This is a genomic window from Miniimonas arenae, assembly GCF_006351005.1.
Taxonomy (GTDB): domain Bacteria; phylum Actinomycetota; class Actinomycetes; order Actinomycetales; family Beutenbergiaceae; genus Miniimonas; species Miniimonas arenae.
Window position 1 is genome coordinate 1 of the sequence record NZ_VENP01000066.1, and the last position, 14,741, is coordinate 14,741.

Here is a 14,741-nt window from a genome sequence, read left to right on the forward strand (position 1 = left end):
ATCTGTCCGTCGCAAGACACATCATCCCAGGTCAGGGGCACCTTCGCCGTCTCCAACCCACTACCGGCGTGAAATCACGAGGCTAGGCGAGTAACGGCGCCGGCCCACACCCAAACGTGACCGGTGCGGCCGTGCTCGTCGACGTAATCCACCGCGACGGCCACGGCGGTGTAGGCGGTCGTGAGACCGTTGAGCTGCTTCCACCCGTGCGGGCGGTCGCGCGGCACCCACACCCGCACGGGGATCGGGGTATCCAGTCGCGTGGTGGGCTGGCCGTAGGCGGCGAGCGGGAGCGAGTTCGCACCGTCCCGCAGTGGCACCCGGTCGGGGTGCCGTCCATCTCCTGTCACACACCTATTCGAACATGGGTTCGAACGCGTGTGCGAGGACCGACACCGGGACCTGTCGGGGTGCGGTGGCACGCGCGCCTGCTCGGTCACGGTCGAGCTCCCCAGGCTGCGCCGTCGTGCGCGCCGCCGTCGTGCACCGCGGAGGCGAACAGGTTGAGGCCGAGCGCCCGCGAGAGGTAGCCGATCGCCTCCTGCGCTCGCACGCTGTTGCCCGCGGCGTCCAGGCGGGGCGAGAACGCGCCGATTCCGGCCTTGCCGGGGGCGACGGCGACGACGCCGCCCGCCACCCCCGACTTGCCGGGCAGCCCGATCTCGAAGAGCCACGTCCCGGACCGCTCGTACATCCCCGTGGACGCGAGCACCGCGAGGGTGTCGCGGCACACGTCGGGCGACACGACCCGCTCGCCGGTCACGGGGTTGACCCCGCCGTCGGCGAGCGTCGCGCCCATCACGGCGACGTCCCGCGTCGTGACGAGGAGGCTGCACTGGCGGGTGTAGACGTCGACGGCCTCGAGCGGGTCCTCGAGCCGACCGTAGGACTCCAGCAGGCGAGCGATCGCCCGGTTGCGCTGGTTCGTCGCCGCCTCGGAGGCGTAGACCTCGTCGTCGAGCGCGAGGTCGCGGCCGGCGAAGCGCGACAGGCCGGTACGCACGGCCGCCCAACGTGCGTCGGGGTCGGCGGCCGGCACCATCGCCGTCGTCGCGATCGCACCCGCGTTGACCATGGGGTTCCTCGGGTGTCCGTCGTTGAGCTCGATCGCCATGACCGAGTTGAACGCCAGCCCCGTGTTGTCCACGCCGATCCGCTCGAGCACCCCCGCGTGGCCGAGCTCCTCGCAGACGAGGGCGTACACGAACGCCTTGGAGATCGACTGGATCGAGAACGCGACGTCCACGTCGCCCACGGCGTGCGACGCGCCGTCGACCTCGACGACGCACAGCCCGAACAGCTCGGGATCGGCGTCGGCGAGGGCGGGGATGTAGTCGGCGACGGCTCCGGAGGTGTCCGGCATCGCCCAGCGGTACGCCTGCTCGACGAGCTCGTCGACCCGGGGGTGCGCCGGGAGCGGGCCGGTGGCCGCTCGTTGCCGGACGTCCTCGAGATCTCGGTCCATCGTGCTCCTCGGGCGTGACGAACGGACGGGTGTCAGCCTCGCCCCTGCGCTCCGTGCACGCAAGGGCGCGACCGTCAGGCGGGCGCGGTCGGCGACCAGACCGATCTGGTCAACGACCCAGCTGTACGCGCCGTCGCGCGAGGTAGGCGGTCTCGGCGGCGTTCCCGGACAGGGCGATCGCGCGGTCGTAGGCGGCGCGCGCCTGCGCACCGCGGCCGAGGCGGCGCAGCAGCTCCGCCCGCGTCGCGTGGAACGCGTGGTAGCTCTCGAGCGGCAGCGCATCGACGACGGCGAGCGCCACCTCGGGTCCGTCGACCTCGGCCAGGGCAACGGCCCGGTTGAGCGCGACGACGGGCGAGGGGTCGACGCGGACCAGCCGGTCGTACAGCGTGGCGATCTGCGCCCAGTCCGTCTCGCCGGCCTCCCGGGCGTACGTGTGCACCGCGTTGACCGCCGCGAGCAGCTGGTAGCGCCCGGGCGGCGGGCCACCGGCCGCGACGTCGGCGATCGTCCCGCGGACGAGGGCGTGGCCCTCCGCGATCAGGTCGCGGTCCCACGCGCCCCGGTCCTGCTCGGCGAGGGTGACGAGCTCGCCGGTCGCGGAGACCCGCGCCGGACGGCGCGCCTCGGTGAGCAGCATGAGGGCGAGCAGACCGGTCGTCTCGCCGGTCGGGCACAGGTCGCGCACGAGCCGGGCGAGACGGATCGCCTCGCCCGTGAGGTCGGCGCGCACGGGATCGCTGCTTGGGCCCGACGCGAGGTAGCCCTCGTTGAAGACGAGGAAGAGGACGGTGAGCACGCCGTCGATCCGGGCGGGCAGGTCCGCCTCGGCAGGGACGCGATAGGGGATCGCGGCCGCCTTGATCTTCGCCTTCGCGCGGGTGAGGCGCTGGCCCATCGTCGCCTCCTGGACCAGGAACGCGCGGGCGATCTCGGCGACGGTCAGCCCGCCCACCAGGCGCAGCGTGAGCCCGATCCGCGCCTCGGGGGAGAGGGCGGGGTGGCAGCACGTGAAGATCAGCCGGAGCCGGTCGTCCTCGACGGCGCCACGCGGCGGTGCCGGGTCGTCGTCGCGCAACCGGATCGCCTCCTCGTACTTCTCCTCCCGCCGGGCCTCCCGGCGGATGCGGTCGATCGCCTTCCGGGTCGCGGTCGTCGTGAGCCACGCGCCCGGGTTGACGGGCACGCCGTCGTGCGGCCAGCGCTCGACGGCGACGGCGAACGCCTCCGCGGCCGCGTCCTCGGCGGTGTCGAGGTCGTGGAACCGTCGAGCGAGCGACGCGACCACCCGGGCCCACTCCTCGCGGAGGGCCCGGGTGAGCGCGTCGTCGACGGCGGTCGGGGTCACGTCGGGCTCAGCCCTCGAGGTGCTCCTGGAAGCCGTCGGCCGTCTGGAACGGACGGACCTCGACCTTGCCCCGGCACGCCTTCGAGCCCTGGGCTGCGAGCCGGAGGGCGACGTCGAGGTCGGGCGCCTCGATGACCCAGAAGCCGCCGAGGTGCTCCTTGGCCTCGAGGTAGGGCCCGTCGGTCACGACCGGCTCGTCGCCCTGGCCGTCCACGACGCTCGCCGTCGAGGCCTCCGCGAGGCCGTTCGCGTAGACGAAGTAGCCGTCGGCCACGAGCTGGTCGTTGAACGCGCCGGTGTCGGCGAACGCCTCGAGCATCGCCTCCTTCGTCGCGTACGCGCCGTACGGGGTGCGCTCGGCCGGTCCGTAGACCGACAGCAGGTACTGGGGCATGTCAGGACTCCTTCGTGGTGCTCGTCGCTGCGCGACGCAGCAGCTCGTCGGTCTCGGGGTCGGCCATCAGCTCGCGCACGTGCTGCGCGCAGCGGCAGGCGGCGGCGGTCCTGGCCGCCCAGGCGAGGGCCTCCTCACGGGTCGGCACGTCGACGACGCAGAACCCGCCGACGACCTCCTTCGTCTCGGGGAACGGCCCGTCGGTCACGGTGCCGTCGGTCGCGACGATGCTCGCCCGCTGCCGCTCGAGGCCGCCGCCGAACACCCAGACGCCCGCGGCGATCGCCTCGCGGGTCACGGCGTGCGCCGCCTCGCCGACGGCGGGCCAGTCGCCGTCGGGGATGTGGTCCATCGCCCCGTCGTCGAACGAGATCAGGTATCGCGTCATCGCATCGCTCCTTGTCCGGCGGCCGACTCGGACGGCCGCTCACCTGGACGACGAACGGCCTGCCCCGAATCCGACAGCCGGATGCGACAGTAGGCCTCAGGAGATCTCCGGCGCGCGTGTCGTGGTGCGCAGGAGGGGCAGGATCACGTCGTCGACGAGGCCCTCGCTGTCGTGAGGCCGGCCCGCCCCGAGCACGAACAGGATCTCGTTGCGCGCCAGGGCGACGATCGCCTCGTTGACGCGCGGAGGGATCGTGCCGGGCCCGAGCTCGCCGGCGGCCCGCGCGCGGTCGGTGATGTCGGTGAGCCACTCCGCGAACTGCGCGAGGACCTGCGCGGCCACTCGGGCGACGGTCGCATCCTCGACCTCGCCGATCACCCCCCGGAAGATCCGGACGCCGTCGGGGCCGACACGAGCGAGCAGGCCGTCGAGCAGCGCGATGAGGTCGGACCGCAGGGGACCGTTGGACGTCGCAGGCGGCCGGCCCATCCGGGACGGCAGGAAGGCGTCGATCGTCATCTCGGCGCGGCTGCTGTAGCGGCGGTACAGCACGGGCTTGCTGGTGCCCGCGCGCCGGGCCACGCCCTCGAACGTGAGGCCCTGGTAGCCGCGCTCGTCGAGCTCGGCGAGCACCGCGCCGCGGATCGCGTCGCGCAGCTCGTCCGCTCGCCGTCGTCGGCCGGGTTGCGCGGTCACTCGTCCTCCCGCTGGCTCGGTGCCCGGTGAGGGCGTCTCGACGGTATCGGATCCCTAGGATACGGTACGTACCGTATCTAGTTCTCGGTTTCGGAGAGTGTCATGTCAGAGCCCGCCACCACGCACGCCACCACGCACGAGAGCTGGCGGCCCGTCTTCGGCCTCGCCGTCGGCCTTGCGCTCCTCGTGAGCGCGATGCTCGTCGCGTTCGGCCTGCCGGCCCTTCACACCGCGCCGCGCGACCTCCCGATCGCGGTGGTCGCCCCGCCCGCGGTGGCCGAGCAGCTCACCGCCGGCCTCGAGCAGGCCCAGCCCGGCGCGTTCGACGTGACGGTCGCCGAGTCCCAGGACGCGGCGCAGCAGCTCATCCGCGACCGTGAGGTCTACGGCGCGTTCGTCGTGACCGCCGACGGGCTGACCGTCGACGTCGCCTCGGCGGCGAGCCCCACCGTCGCGACGCTCCTCACGCAGGTCGGGACCGCCGCGGCGACCCAGCAGGGCGTCACGGCCACCGTGACCGACGTCGTGCCGACCTCGGTCGACGACCCGCGCGGGATCGGCCTGTCCGCCGGCGCCCTGCCGATCGCGCTCGGGGGGTTCATGGCCGGTGTCGCCACCACCCTGCTCGTGCGCGGGACCGGCCGCCGGCTCGCCGCGATGGGGACGTTCGCCGTGGTCGCGGGCGTCGCGATGGCCGCGATCCTCGAGCTCTGGTTCGGCACGCTGAGCGGGAACTTCGCCGCCACCGCCGCCGCGGCGGTGCTCGGGATCCTCGCGACGGGCCTCACGGTGCTCGGCCTGGAGAGCCTGCTCGGCAAGGCGGGCATCGCCGTCGGGGCCCTGCTCGTGGTGTTCCTCGGCAACCCGCTGTCGGGCCTCACGAGCGCGCCGGAGATGCTGCCGCAGCCGTGGGGCGCGATCGGTCAGCTGCTGCCGCCCGGCGCCACCGGGACGCTGCTGCGCAACGTCGCGTTCTTCGACGGCGCCGCGACCACCCAGCCGATCCTCGTCCTGCTGGGCTGGGCCGCGCTCGGCGCGGTGCTCCTCGTGATCTCGGGCCTGCGCTCGCGGACGGGGCAGCCGACGGGGGACCCGGGGTCGGACGAGTCGGTGCCGGCCGAGCAGGCGGCGGTCGCCGCGCGGGCGTAGCGCGGCGTCAGCCCGCGGTGAGCAGCGCCGCCAGGAACGCGACGTAGAGGACGAGCGCGGCCGTCGCGACGCCCCCGGCGGCCCGGGTCCAGTGGCCCGCGGCCGCCGCCGCAGCGAGCGCGACGGCGAGCAGCACCCAGACGGCGGTGTGGCCGTGGTCGAGGAGCACGCCGCGGATGCCGTCGGCGGTCTCGTCCACGCCGTCGCTGACCGTCGCGAAGACGACGGCCACCGTGGTGGCGCCGACCGCGCCCAGCGCGAACCAGCGCCGGCGCGCCCGGGTGGGCTCGCCGTCGTGCGTGTCTCGCATGACGGCGACCGTAGCGCTCGGCGCAGTGGAAGACTCGCCCCACGAGGACCGCAGGACCGCAGGACCGCGGAACCGGAGGCGCGCGGCGTGAAGGCGATGATCGTCAAGGAGTTCCGGGAGCTCATCCGCGACCGGCGCACCGTGGGGCTCCTGGTCGGGCTGCCCCTGATCCTGCTGGTGGTGTTCGGGTACGCCGCGAACTTCTACGTCGACCACGTCTCGGCGGCCGTCGTCGGGCCGCAGGCCGAGCAGGTCGCCGCCCAGCTGCCCGACCTCTTCGAGGTCCAGACCGTCGACACCGCCGCGACCGAGCAGGACGCGCGGGACATGCTGCGCGACGACGTGGTCGACGTCGCGCTCGTCACGGGCGGCGACGCGGCAGGAGGAACCTCGAGCACCGCGACCGCGCTCATCGACGGCTCCAACCTCTTCGCGGCGCAGTCGATCCTGGCCGCGGTCAACGCGACGGGAGGCGCGATCACGCCCGAGGTGCTCTACAACCCCGACCTCACGACGGCGTGGGTGATGATTCCGGCGATCATCGGCCTCATCCTCACGTTCATCGGGACGATCGTGACCAGCATCGGCCTCGTCCGCGAGCGCGAGGCGGGCACGCTCGAGCAGCTCGCCGTGATGCCGATCAAGCCGGGCACGGTGATCCTCGGCAAGATCGCGCCGTACTTCCTGCTCGCGGCGATCGACATGGTGATCGTCACGGCGCTCGGCATGCTGCTGTTCGACGTCCCGTTCAACGGGAACGTCCTCACGTTCGCCCTGGGTGCGGCGATCTTCCTGTTCGTCGTGCTCGGCATCGGGGTGTTCATCTCGACGATCTCGCAGACCGCGGGTCAGGCGATCCAGACCGCGTTCTTCGTCCTAATGCCGCAGATCCTGCTGTCCGGGATGATCTTCCCGCTCGAGGCGATGGCGGCGGGCGTGCGCTGGATCGGCTACCTCCTACCGCTCACGTACTTCACGAAGATCTCGCAGGGCGTCATGCTCCGCGGCGCGGGGATCGACTCGCTGTGGCTGCCGTTCGTGGTGCTCACCGTGATGGCGGTGGCGATCTTCACGGCCGCGACGCTGCGGTTCCGCCGCGACCTCGCGCCCGAGCGCCGGGAGAGGACGGCGTCGTGACCTTCGGCGCGCGCGGCGTGAGCGTGTCGTTCGACGGCACGACGGCGTTGCGTGACGTGAGCGTGGACGTTCCGGACGCAGCGGTGATCGCCGTCGTCGGGGGCGACGGCGCGGGCAAGTCGACCCTGCTGCGGACGCTCGTGCGCCAGGTGGCGCCGGACAGCGGCACGGTCGACGCGCCCGGCAAGGCGGACCTCGGGTACCTGCCCGCGTCCTCGGGCAGCTGGGCGGCGCTGACGGTGGCGCAGAACCTCGACTTCGCCGCGGGCGCCTACGGGCTCGCGGGTGCTGCGCTCGAACAGCGACGCACCGAGCTCCTCGCCGCCGCGGACCTCACGGCGGCGTCGGACCGCCTCGCGTCGCAGCTGTCCGGCGGCATGCGGCGCAAGCTCGGCTTCCTCATGGCGATCGTGCACCGCCCGCGCCTGGTCGTGCTCGACGAGCCGAGCACCGGCGTCGACCCGGTGAGCCGCATCGACCTGTGGCGACTGATCTCCGAGGAGGCAGCGAGCGGTACCGCGGTTGTCATGTCGACCACGTACCTGGACGAGGCGGAGCGCGCGGGGCACCTCGTGGTGCTCGACGCGGGCGAGGTCCTCGTCCAGGGCTCCAACGACGACGTGCGCGCCTCGTTCGCCGGGGCGGTCACCCGCTCCGTGACCGCGGGCGCGACCCCCGTGCGACCCGAGTGGTCCTGGCGGCGCGGGCACGCGCGGCACGAGTTCTGGCCCGACGGCGAGCCACCGGTCGGGAGCGACGTCGTCGCCCCCGACCTCGAGGACATCGTCATCGCGCTCTCGCTCGAGCGGCGGCTCGCGGGGGTGGCTCGATGACCGGGCGACACGGGCGCGACGCGCTGACCGGGCGACACGGGCGCGACGCGCTGCGCGCCGACACCGTGCGCGCCACCGCGCTGCGCGCCGACCGGGTGACGCGTCGGTTCGGCGCGTTCACCGCCGTATCGGGGGTCTCCATCGAGGTCGGCCACGGCGAGGTCGTCGGACTTCTCGGCGCCAACGGCGCGGGCAAGACGACGCTCATGCGGATGCTCCTGGGTCTGCTGCCCCCGACGGAGGGAGGAGTCACGATGCTGGGCGGACCACCGAACCGCGAGCGGCGCCGTCGCGTCGGGTACCTGCCACAGAACCTCGGCCTGTACCGCGACCTCACCCTCGCCGAGAACCTCGAGTTCATCAGTGGCACGTACGGCGCTCCGGTGCCCGTGCTCCCGGGCGACCTCGCCGGCTACGCGACGACGCTCGTCGGGGCGATGCCGCTGGGCGCGCAGCGGCAGGCCGCGTTCCTGGCCGAGCTCAGCCACCGGCCCGAGCTCCTCCTGCTCGACGAGCCGACCTCGGGCGTCGATGCCCTGGCCAGGGCCCGCCTGTGGGACACGATCCGGGAGCAGTCCGACGCGAGCGTCGGCGTGCTCGTGACCACGCACTACATGCAGGAGGCGCAGCAGTGCGACCGGCTCCTGCTGATGTCCCACGGCGAGCTCGTGGCGCAGGGCAGCGAGGCCGACATCATCGGGGACACCCGCGCGCTGTCGGTGCGCACCGACGACTGGGCGGCCACGTTCGCGGCGCTCAACGCCGCCCGGGTGCCGGTCATCCTGGACAGTCGCGCCGTGCGCGTCGCGGACACCGACTCCGAGACCGTCCGGGCGGTCCTGGACGCCGCGGGGCTCACGGCCGAGATCGAGCGGGTGCCGGCGACGATCGAGGAGCGGATGCTCGTGCTGGCCCGCGCGAGCGCTGGCTGAGGGGCGGGGGCAGGATGACGGCATGAGCAGCACTGCTTCTCCAGGAGTCACGGGCGTCACCGGCGCGACCGGCCACATCGGCGGGCTCGTCACGCGCGGGCTCGACGCCGCGGGCGTCCGGCAGCGGCTGCTCGTGCGCGATCCCTCGAGCCCGCGAGTGCCCGAGCTGGCGAGCGTCGAGGGTGTCGCCGCCGTCGACTACGCCGACCTCGAGCGATCCCGGGCGGCCCTGACGGGCGTCGACGTCCTGCTCCTCGTGTCCGCGCACGAGAGCCCGACTCGCGTCCGCGACCACGCGCGGGTGATCGACGCCGCCGCGCAGGCGGGCGTGCGGCACGTGGTCTACACCTCCTTCGCCGGGGCTGCCCCCGACGCCACGTTCACCCTCGCCCGCGACCACCACGCGACCGAGGAGCACCTGCGTGCGTCGGGGATGGCGTGGACCTTCCTGCGCGACACGCTCTACCTCGACTTCATGGAGCAGCTCGCCGGGCCCGACGGCGTCATCCGCGGTCCCGCAGGCACCGGACGGGTCGCGGCGGTCGCCCGCGCGGACGTCGCCCGCGTCGCCACGGCGGTGCTGCTCGACCCGGCCGCGCACGCCGGTGCGACCTACGACGTCACCGGCCCGGAGCCGCTCACGCTCGTGGAGGTCGCCGCCACCATCCGCGCGGTGCGCGGGACGAGCGTGACGTTCCACGACGAGACGATCGAGGAGGCCTACGCCTCCCGCGCGTCCTACGGTGCGCCCGACTGGCAGGTCGACGCGTGGGTCTCCACCTACACCGCGATCGCCTCGAACGTCATGGCACGGCCCAGCGGCGACGTCGAGCGCCTCACCGGCGTCCCGCCGCTCAGCCTCGAGCAGCTGCTGCGTCTCGGCTGAGCGGCTCGACCCGCAGGGTCGTCCCGCGTGCCGTCGCGCTCGTGATCGCACGCACGGCGGAGCCGCCGCCGTACTTAGCGCGATAGGCGAGGTCGATCGCGTCCTCGTACTCGCCGTCGGGCACGAAGCGCACGACGGCGCGCACCCCGCCGGCCTCGACGGTGCCGGTCCCGGCACGGCGCACCGCGCCGTACCACGCGCCGTCGTCGCCGCGCACGGAGCGGACGAAGAGCGCGCCGTCGACGACGACGTGCCACACGATCGTGGCTGGGCGCAGGGTGCCGTCGGCGCGGTGGGCGGCGACGTGGAGCTCGCCGTCGCCGTCGATCGCGGCGAGGTCGGCGGGGCTGAAGGTGCTCGTCGGCTCGGCCACCGTCACGCCTCGGGGATCGCGCGGGCGAAGAACTCCGGCCGGGCGACCTCGGGGTCCGGGCCGCCGCGCACCCCGGTGTCGAGGGCGTCGATGGAGGCGAGCTCGGCGTCGGTGAGGTCGAAGCCGGCGACGTCGAAGTTCTCGGCGATGCGCGACGGCGTGACCGACTTCGGGATCGCGGAGCGGCCCTGCTGGAGGTGCCAGCGCAGCATGACCTGCGCGGGCGTGCGGTCGTGGGCGGAAGCGATCTCGGCGATGGTCGGGTCCTCGAGGGTGCTGCGCCGCGTGTCGTCGCCCCACCCGGGATAGGACGTGATCCCGCCGATGGGGGACCACGCCTGGGTGAGCACGCCGTGGCGCGCGTCGGCGGCCTGCACGGCGGGCTGCGTGAAGTAGGGGTGCAGCTCGACCTGGTTGACCGCGGGGACGACCTCGACCTGCTCCAGGAGCGCCTCGAGCTGCTGCGGCATGAAGTTGCTGACGCCGATCGCGCGGACGCGGCCGTCGGCGAGCAGCGTCTCCAGGGCGCGGTAGGCGGCGACGGTCGAGTCGAACCGGTCGGGGGCGGGCTGGTGCAGGATCAGCAGGTCCAGCTGCTCGACGCCGAGCTTCGCCGTCGCCTTCTCGAACGCGTGCAGGGTCTGGTCGTAGCCGTAGTCCGACACCCAGACCTTGGTCTCGAGGAACACGTCCCCGCGCGGCACGTCGGACTCGCGGATCGCGCGGCCGACCTCACGCTCGTTGCCGTACGCGGCGGCGGTGTCGATGTGGCGGTAGCCGACCTCGAGCGCCGTGCGGACCGCGGCGACCGTCTCGTCGGGCGGGGTCTGGAACACGCCGTACCCGAGGGCCGGGAGCGTGACGCCGTTGTTGAGGGTGAGGGTGGGGATCGTCATGCCGTCCACGGTAGGAACGTGGCGCCGCTCGCGGGAGGGCCTGGTGCTACCCCCCACGCCCGCCCCGGTGCCGGCCCGCCCACGGGGTAGCGCCAGTACCTCCCCAGGGCGGCCGCGCCGTCGTACCGTCGCGGGGTGGACCTGAGAGCCGAGACCAGCGAGTTCCTCACGACCCGTCGCGCGCGGCTCACCCCCGAGCGGGCGAACCTCGCGGCGTACGGCGGCAACCGCCGCGTGCCGGGGCTGCGCCGCGAGGAGGTGGCGATGCTCGCGGGCGTGAGCGTCGACTACTACACGCGGATGGAGCGCGGGAACCTCGGCGGGGTGTCCGAGGCGGTCCTGGAGTCCCTCGCCGAGGCGCTGCAGCTCGACGAGGCCGAGCGCGGCCACCTGTTCGACCTCGCGCGGCTGGCCAACGCCTCCGGCGCTGCGCGCTCCCGGGCGCACAGCGCGCCGGCGCCCGTGCTGCGTCCCGCGGTGGCGCGCGTCGTCGACGCGATCGACGCGCCCGCGTTCGTACGCAACGGCCGGCTCGACGTCGTGCACACCAACGCGCTCGGCCGCGCGCTCTACGCGCCGCTGTACGACTCGCCCGTCCACGTGCCGGGCAAGCCCGTCAACACCGCGCGCTTCCACTTCCTCGACCCGGTGGGCGCCCGGCAGTTCTGGGGACCCAAGTCCGAGCGCGTCGCGCCCGACGCCGTCGCGATCCTGCGCGCCGAGGCCGGGCACAACCCCTACGACAAGCGCCTCACCGAGCTGGTGGGCGAGCTGTCCACGCGCAGCGAGGACTTTCGCCGGCTCTGGGCCTCGCACGACGTGCGTTACCACCGCACCGGAACCAAGGTGTTCCACCACCCCGGTGTGGGCGTCCTCGAGCTCGACTACGAGGCGCTCGTGCTGCCCGCCGACCCCGGGCTGCAGCTCAACGTCTACACGGCCCCGCCCGGGAGCCCGTCGGCCGACGGCCTCGCGCTGCTCGCGTCGTGGGCCGCGACGATGGCCGCGGCGCAGGGGGGCGTGCGGGTCGCCGAGGCGTAGACGGCACACGACGGCGAGCGTCGCTCCGCGAGGCGCGCTCGCGTCTGCGCCGCTGACCTCCGCGGTCCTCAGGAGTGGTACCCGGTCTCGCGCAGCACCCGCGCGGGGACGCCGGCCACGATCGTGTCGGCGGGTACGTCCTTCGTCACGACCGCGCCGGCTCCGACGATCGCGCCGTCGCCGATCGTCACGCCGGGCACGACGGTCACGCAGGCGCCGAGCCAGACCCGGCGGCCGATGACGACCGGCGCGGGGATCATGTCGCCGCAGCGCGCGGGGTCGACGGCGTGGTCGAGCGTCACGATCGTGGCGCCGTGCCCGATCAGGGTGCCGTCGCCGATCGTGATGCCGCCGGCGTCCTGGAACCGGCAGCCCATGTTGACGAAGACGTCCCGGCCGAAGGTGAGGTTGCGGCCGAACTCGCAGTGGAACGGCGGGAAGACCGTCACCGATTCGTCGACGGCGCGGCCGGTCAGTCGCGTCAGCAGCGCGCGCACCTGCTCGGGGGAGTGGTAGCCGGTGTTGAGCTCGGCGGTGATCCGGAACGCGGCCTGAGCCACGCCGTGCAGGTACGCGTGCTGCTCGGACCTGGCGGTGATGACGGCGCCGCGCGCGACGTGGTCGAGGAACTCCTGCAGGTCCGTCACCGGTCCTGCGCCACGCTCGCGGACGTCGCCGGCTCGGCGCCCCAGGACGCCAGCAGTCGCAGCCGCTCGGCCGACGGCGAGCCGGGCTTGGCCGTGTAGACCATGAGCACCTGGCCGGGCTCGGCGGTGATCGCGAGCTCCTCGTACGCCAGCGTGAGCTCGCCGACGACGGGGTGGTGGAACCGCTTGGTGCCCGACCCGTGGGTGCGCACGTCGTGCGCGCCCCACAGGCGGCGGAAGACCTCGCTGCGCGTCGACAGCTCGCCCACGAGGTCCTGCAGGCCCTTGTCGTGCGGGTCCCGGCCGGCCTCGGCGCGCATGATCGCCACGCACATCTGCGCGAACCGGTCCCAGTCGGGGTAGAAGTCGCGCGCGGCCGGGTCGAGGAACTGGAACCGGGCGAGGTTCGGGGTGCGTCCGCCGTCGCCGATCACGGGGGAGTAGAACGCGCGCCCCAGCGCGTTGGTCGCGAGCAGGTCCTGGCGCTGGTCGCGGACGAACGCCACGCCGTCGGTGATCGCGGCCAGCGCCCACTGCAGGCTCGAGCGGGGCGCTCCCGGGCGGGTCGAGCGGCGACGCGCGCGGCCCGACGGCGGGATGCCGTCGGCGGCGCGGGCGAGGTCGAGCAGGTGGGCGCGCTCGGTGTCGTCGAGCTGCAGCGCCTGTGCGACGGCGTCCAGCACCGCCGCGGACGCCCCGCCGATCGCGCCGCGCTCGAGCTTCGCGTAGTACTCCACGCTCACCCCGGCGAGCGCGGCCACCTCGCTGCGCCGCAGGCCCGGGACGCGGCGCGTGCTCGGGTCGCCCGCGCCGATGACGCCCGCCGCCTCGGGGGTGACCTTCGCGCGCCGCGACATGAGGAACTCGCGTACGTCCGCCCGATTGTCCATGCAGCCGAACGTAGGCCGCGCCGACGCCGCGAGGGAGTCCCCCGCGTGGGGTGTACTGCGAGTACACCGCACGACAGGGCCTCCCACGCGGCGCCGGGACGGAGTTGTCTGGTTCCGTACCCGACAGGGCCGTACCCCAACGAAAGGCACCACCACCATGCGCGCAGTCGTCATGGTCGCCCCGGGCGACGTCCGGGTCGACGAGACCGAGCGACCGAGGATCGTCGAGCCGACCGACGCGATCCTCAAGATCACCGCGGCCTGCATCTGCGGGTCCGACCTGTGGCCCTACCGGGGAGCCGACGCGGTCGACCACCGGCCGATGGGCCACGAGTACGTGGGTGTCGTGGCGGAGATCGGCTCCGCCGTCACGACCCTCGCCGTCGGCGACTTCGTCGTCGGCACGTTCATCTCCTCCGACAACACCTGCGAGATCTGCCAGGCCGGCTACCAGACGCACTGCGTCCACCGCGGGCCCGGCGCCGACCCCGGCGCCCAGGCCGACTACGCCCGGATCCCGAACGCCGACGGCACGCTCGTCGCGACGCCCGGCGTGCCCGACCCGGAACTGATCCCCTCGCTGCTGGCCGCCTCCGACGTGCTCGGTACCGGCTGGTTCGCCGCCGTAGCGGCCGAGGCCGGACCGGGGAGGACCGTCGCGGTGGTGGGTGACGGCGCCGTCGGGCTGATGGGCGTGCTCGCCGCCAAGCAGCTCGGCGCCGAGCGCATCATCGCGATGTCCCGGCACGCCGACCGCCAGGCGCTCGCGCGCTCCTTCGGCGCCACCGACATCGTCGAGGAGCGCGGTGACGCGGGCGTGGAGCGCATCAAGGAGCTGACCGGCGGGCTCGGGGCGCACTCGACCATCGAGGCGGTCGGCACCCAGGAGTCGATGATGCAGGCCATCCACGCCACCCGCGCGGGCGGTCACGTCGGGTACGTCGGGGTCTCCCACGACGTCGCGCTGCCCGGGCGCGAGCTGTTCTACTCGGGCGTCCACCTGCACGGCGGACCCGCGCCGGTGCGGCGCTTCCTGCCCGAGCTCATCCGGCTCATCTGGGACCGCGAGATCGACCCGGGCAAGGTCTTCGACCTCACGCTCCCGATCGAGGACGCCGCCGAGGGCTACCGCGCGATGGACGAGCGCCGCGCGACCAAGGTGCTGCTCACGCTGTGACGCCTCGCCGGGTCACAGCGGGAGCGGCCGGCCCTCGACGACGGACTTCATCACCAGCGTCGAGGTCAGCCGTTGCACACCGGGCAGCGTCGAGAGCTGCTCGTCGTACAGGCGCTGGAAGTCCGTGAGGTCGCGCGCGACCACCCGGAGCAGGTAGTCCGGGTCGCCGAACAGCCGCT

The 14,741-nt window shown here is 73.7% G+C and carries 19 protein-coding genes; 7 read left to right on the forward strand and 12 right to left on the reverse strand.

Annotation, left to right across the window (positions count from 1 at the left end; all coding sequences use genetic code 11):
- Window positions 1-74: 74 nt before the first annotated feature.
- From FH969_RS13225 to FH969_RS13250, 6 genes are all read right to left on the reverse strand, one after another.
- Window positions 75-320: a hypothetical protein gene (locus FH969_RS13225; protein WP_139987567.1), complete on the reverse strand. Its 246-nt coding sequence runs from the start codon at window positions 318-320 to the stop codon at window positions 75-77.
- 116 nt (window positions 321-436) lie between these two features.
- Entirely contained in the window at window positions 437-1,465 is a 1,029-nt protein-coding gene (gene glsA / locus FH969_RS13230; RefSeq protein WP_139987569.1) for a glutaminase A, read from the reverse strand.
- Window positions 1,466-1,574: 109 nt separating this feature from the next.
- Entirely contained in the window at window positions 1,575-2,813 is a 1,239-nt protein-coding gene (locus tag FH969_RS13235) for an RNA polymerase sigma factor (RefSeq protein ID WP_139987571.1), read from the reverse strand.
- 7 nt (window positions 2,814-2,820) lie between these two features.
- Window positions 2,821-3,207: a YciI family protein gene (locus FH969_RS13240; protein WP_139987573.1), complete on the reverse strand. Its 387-nt coding sequence runs from the start codon at window positions 3,205-3,207 to the stop codon at window positions 2,821-2,823.
- 1 nt (window position 3,208) lies between these two features.
- A complete protein-coding gene (locus FH969_RS13245; protein ID WP_139987575.1) occupies window positions 3,209-3,595 on the reverse strand; it encodes a YciI family protein in 387 nt (128 codons plus the stop codon).
- A 96-nt stretch (window positions 3,596-3,691) separates the two neighbouring features.
- A complete protein-coding gene (locus FH969_RS13250; RefSeq protein ID WP_139987577.1) occupies window positions 3,692-4,291 on the reverse strand; it encodes a TetR/AcrR family transcriptional regulator in 600 nt (199 codons plus the stop codon).
- Between the two features lie 102 nt (window positions 4,292-4,393).
- Here FH969_RS13250 and FH969_RS13255 point away from each other — a divergent pair, with 102 nt between their 5' ends.
- A complete protein-coding gene (locus tag FH969_RS13255) occupies window positions 4,394-5,440 on the forward strand; it encodes an ABC transporter permease (RefSeq protein WP_180359807.1) in 1,047 nt (348 codons plus the stop codon).
- Window positions 5,441-5,447: 7 nt separating this feature from the next.
- Here FH969_RS13255 and FH969_RS13260 read toward each other — a convergent pair whose 3' ends face one another.
- Complete coding sequence (locus FH969_RS13260) at window positions 5,448-5,750, reverse strand: hypothetical protein (protein ID WP_108718955.1); 303 nt, start codon at window positions 5,748-5,750, stop codon at window positions 5,448-5,450.
- A 96-nt stretch (window positions 5,751-5,846) separates the two neighbouring features.
- Between FH969_RS13260 and FH969_RS13265 the strand changes: the two genes are divergently transcribed.
- Genes FH969_RS13265 through FH969_RS13280 form a run of 4 tightly spaced genes read left to right on the forward strand, consistent with a single transcriptional unit; the run spans window position 5,847 to window position 9,538 of the window.
- The gene (locus tag FH969_RS13265) at window positions 5,847-6,887 is read left to right on the forward strand and encodes an ABC transporter permease (RefSeq protein ID WP_246071947.1); all 1,041 of its coding nucleotides are present in this window, start codon (window positions 5,847-5,849) and stop codon (window positions 6,885-6,887) included.
- Window positions 6,884-7,720, forward strand: coding sequence for an ABC transporter ATP-binding protein (locus FH969_RS13270; RefSeq protein WP_139987581.1), 837 nt, complete (start codon window positions 6,884-6,886; stop codon window positions 7,718-7,720). Before FH969_RS13265 ends, FH969_RS13270 begins: the two co-directional genes overlap by 4 nt.
- Window positions 7,717-8,652 (forward strand): ABC transporter ATP-binding protein, encoded by a 936-nt coding sequence (locus tag FH969_RS13275; protein ID WP_139987583.1) that lies wholly within the window; start codon window positions 7,717-7,719, stop codon window positions 8,650-8,652. The genes FH969_RS13270 and FH969_RS13275 overlap by 4 nt, the downstream gene beginning before the upstream one ends.
- Before the next feature lie 22 nt (window positions 8,653-8,674).
- Window positions 8,675-9,538, forward strand: coding sequence for an SDR family oxidoreductase (locus tag FH969_RS13280; RefSeq protein ID WP_108718959.1), 864 nt, complete (start codon window positions 8,675-8,677; stop codon window positions 9,536-9,538).
- Here the strand turns inward: FH969_RS13280 and FH969_RS13285 are convergent.
- A complete protein-coding gene (locus tag FH969_RS13285) occupies window positions 9,507-9,911 on the reverse strand; it encodes a DUF2255 family protein (protein WP_180359808.1) in 405 nt (134 codons plus the stop codon). The two genes, FH969_RS13280 and FH969_RS13285, sit on opposite strands and share 32 nt — an antisense overlap.
- Before the next feature lie 2 nt (window positions 9,912-9,913).
- Complete coding sequence (locus FH969_RS13290) at window positions 9,914-10,807, reverse strand: aldo/keto reductase (RefSeq protein ID WP_139987587.1); 894 nt, start codon at window positions 10,805-10,807, stop codon at window positions 9,914-9,916.
- Window positions 10,808-10,942: 135 nt separating this feature from the next.
- Between FH969_RS13290 and FH969_RS13295 the strand changes: the two genes are divergently transcribed.
- On the forward strand, window positions 10,943-11,848 hold the full coding sequence (locus FH969_RS13295) for a helix-turn-helix transcriptional regulator (protein ID WP_139987589.1): 906 nt from the start codon (window positions 10,943-10,945) through the stop codon (window positions 11,846-11,848).
- Between the two features lie 68 nt (window positions 11,849-11,916).
- On the opposite strand, the gene FH969_RS13300 is transcribed toward FH969_RS13295, so the two are convergent.
- Window positions 11,917-12,495, reverse strand: a complete 579-nt coding sequence (locus FH969_RS13300; protein ID WP_139987591.1) for a sugar O-acetyltransferase — start codon at window positions 12,493-12,495, stop codon at window positions 11,917-11,919.
- On the reverse strand, window positions 12,492-13,385 hold the full coding sequence (locus FH969_RS13305) for a helix-turn-helix transcriptional regulator (protein WP_108718963.1): 894 nt from the start codon (window positions 13,383-13,385) through the stop codon (window positions 12,492-12,494). The genes FH969_RS13300 and FH969_RS13305 overlap by 4 nt, the downstream gene beginning before the upstream one ends.
- Window positions 13,386-13,542: 157 nt before the next feature.
- Here FH969_RS13305 and FH969_RS13310 point away from each other — a divergent pair, with 157 nt between their 5' ends.
- Window positions 13,543-14,562, forward strand: coding sequence for a zinc-dependent alcohol dehydrogenase family protein (locus FH969_RS13310; RefSeq protein WP_139987593.1), 1,020 nt, complete (start codon window positions 13,543-13,545; stop codon window positions 14,560-14,562).
- 12 nt (window positions 14,563-14,574) lie between these two features.
- Here the strand turns inward: FH969_RS13310 and FH969_RS13315 are convergent.
- On the reverse strand, window positions 14,575-14,741 hold a 167-nt coding region (locus FH969_RS13315), incomplete at its 5' end, for an Lrp/AsnC ligand binding domain-containing protein (RefSeq protein ID WP_139987595.1).

Excerpts from the sequence above, each read along its gene's own strand:
- FH969_RS13240 (WP_139987573.1), bottom strand. The coding sequence starts at position 3,207 with ATGCCCCAGTACCTGCTGTCGGTCTACGGACCGGCCGAGCGCACCCCG.
- FH969_RS13290 (WP_139987587.1), bottom strand. The coding sequence starts at position 10,807 with ATGACGATCCCCACCCTCACCCTCAACAACGGCGTCACGCTCCCGGCC.
- FH969_RS13260 (WP_108718955.1), bottom strand. The coding sequence starts at position 5,750 with ATGCGAGACACGCACGACGGCGAGCCCACCCGGGCGCGCCGGCGCTGG.
- FH969_RS13275 (WP_139987583.1), top strand. The coding sequence starts at position 7,717 with ATGACCGGGCGACACGGGCGCGACGCGCTGACCGGGCGACACGGGCGC.
- FH969_RS13265 (WP_246071947.1), top strand. The coding sequence starts at position 5,847 with ATGATCGTCAAGGAGTTCCGGGAGCTCATCCGCGACCGGCGCACCGTG.
- FH969_RS13245 (WP_139987575.1), bottom strand. The coding sequence starts at position 3,595 with ATGACGCGATACCTGATCTCGTTCGACGACGGGGCGATGGACCACATC.
- FH969_RS13310 (WP_139987593.1), top strand. The coding sequence starts at position 13,543 with ATGCGCGCAGTCGTCATGGTCGCCCCGGGCGACGTCCGGGTCGACGAG.
- FH969_RS13305 (WP_108718963.1), bottom strand. The coding sequence starts at position 13,385 with ATGGACAATCGGGCGGACGTACGCGAGTTCCTCATGTCGCGGCGCGCG.
- FH969_RS13280 (WP_108718959.1), top strand. The coding sequence starts at position 8,675 with ATGAGCAGCACTGCTTCTCCAGGAGTCACGGGCGTCACCGGCGCGACC.
- FH969_RS13255 (WP_180359807.1), top strand. The coding sequence starts at position 4,394 with ATGTCAGAGCCCGCCACCACGCACGCCACCACGCACGAGAGCTGGCGG.
- glsA (WP_139987569.1), bottom strand. The coding sequence starts at position 1,465 with ATGGACCGAGATCTCGAGGACGTCCGGCAACGAGCGGCCACCGGCCCG.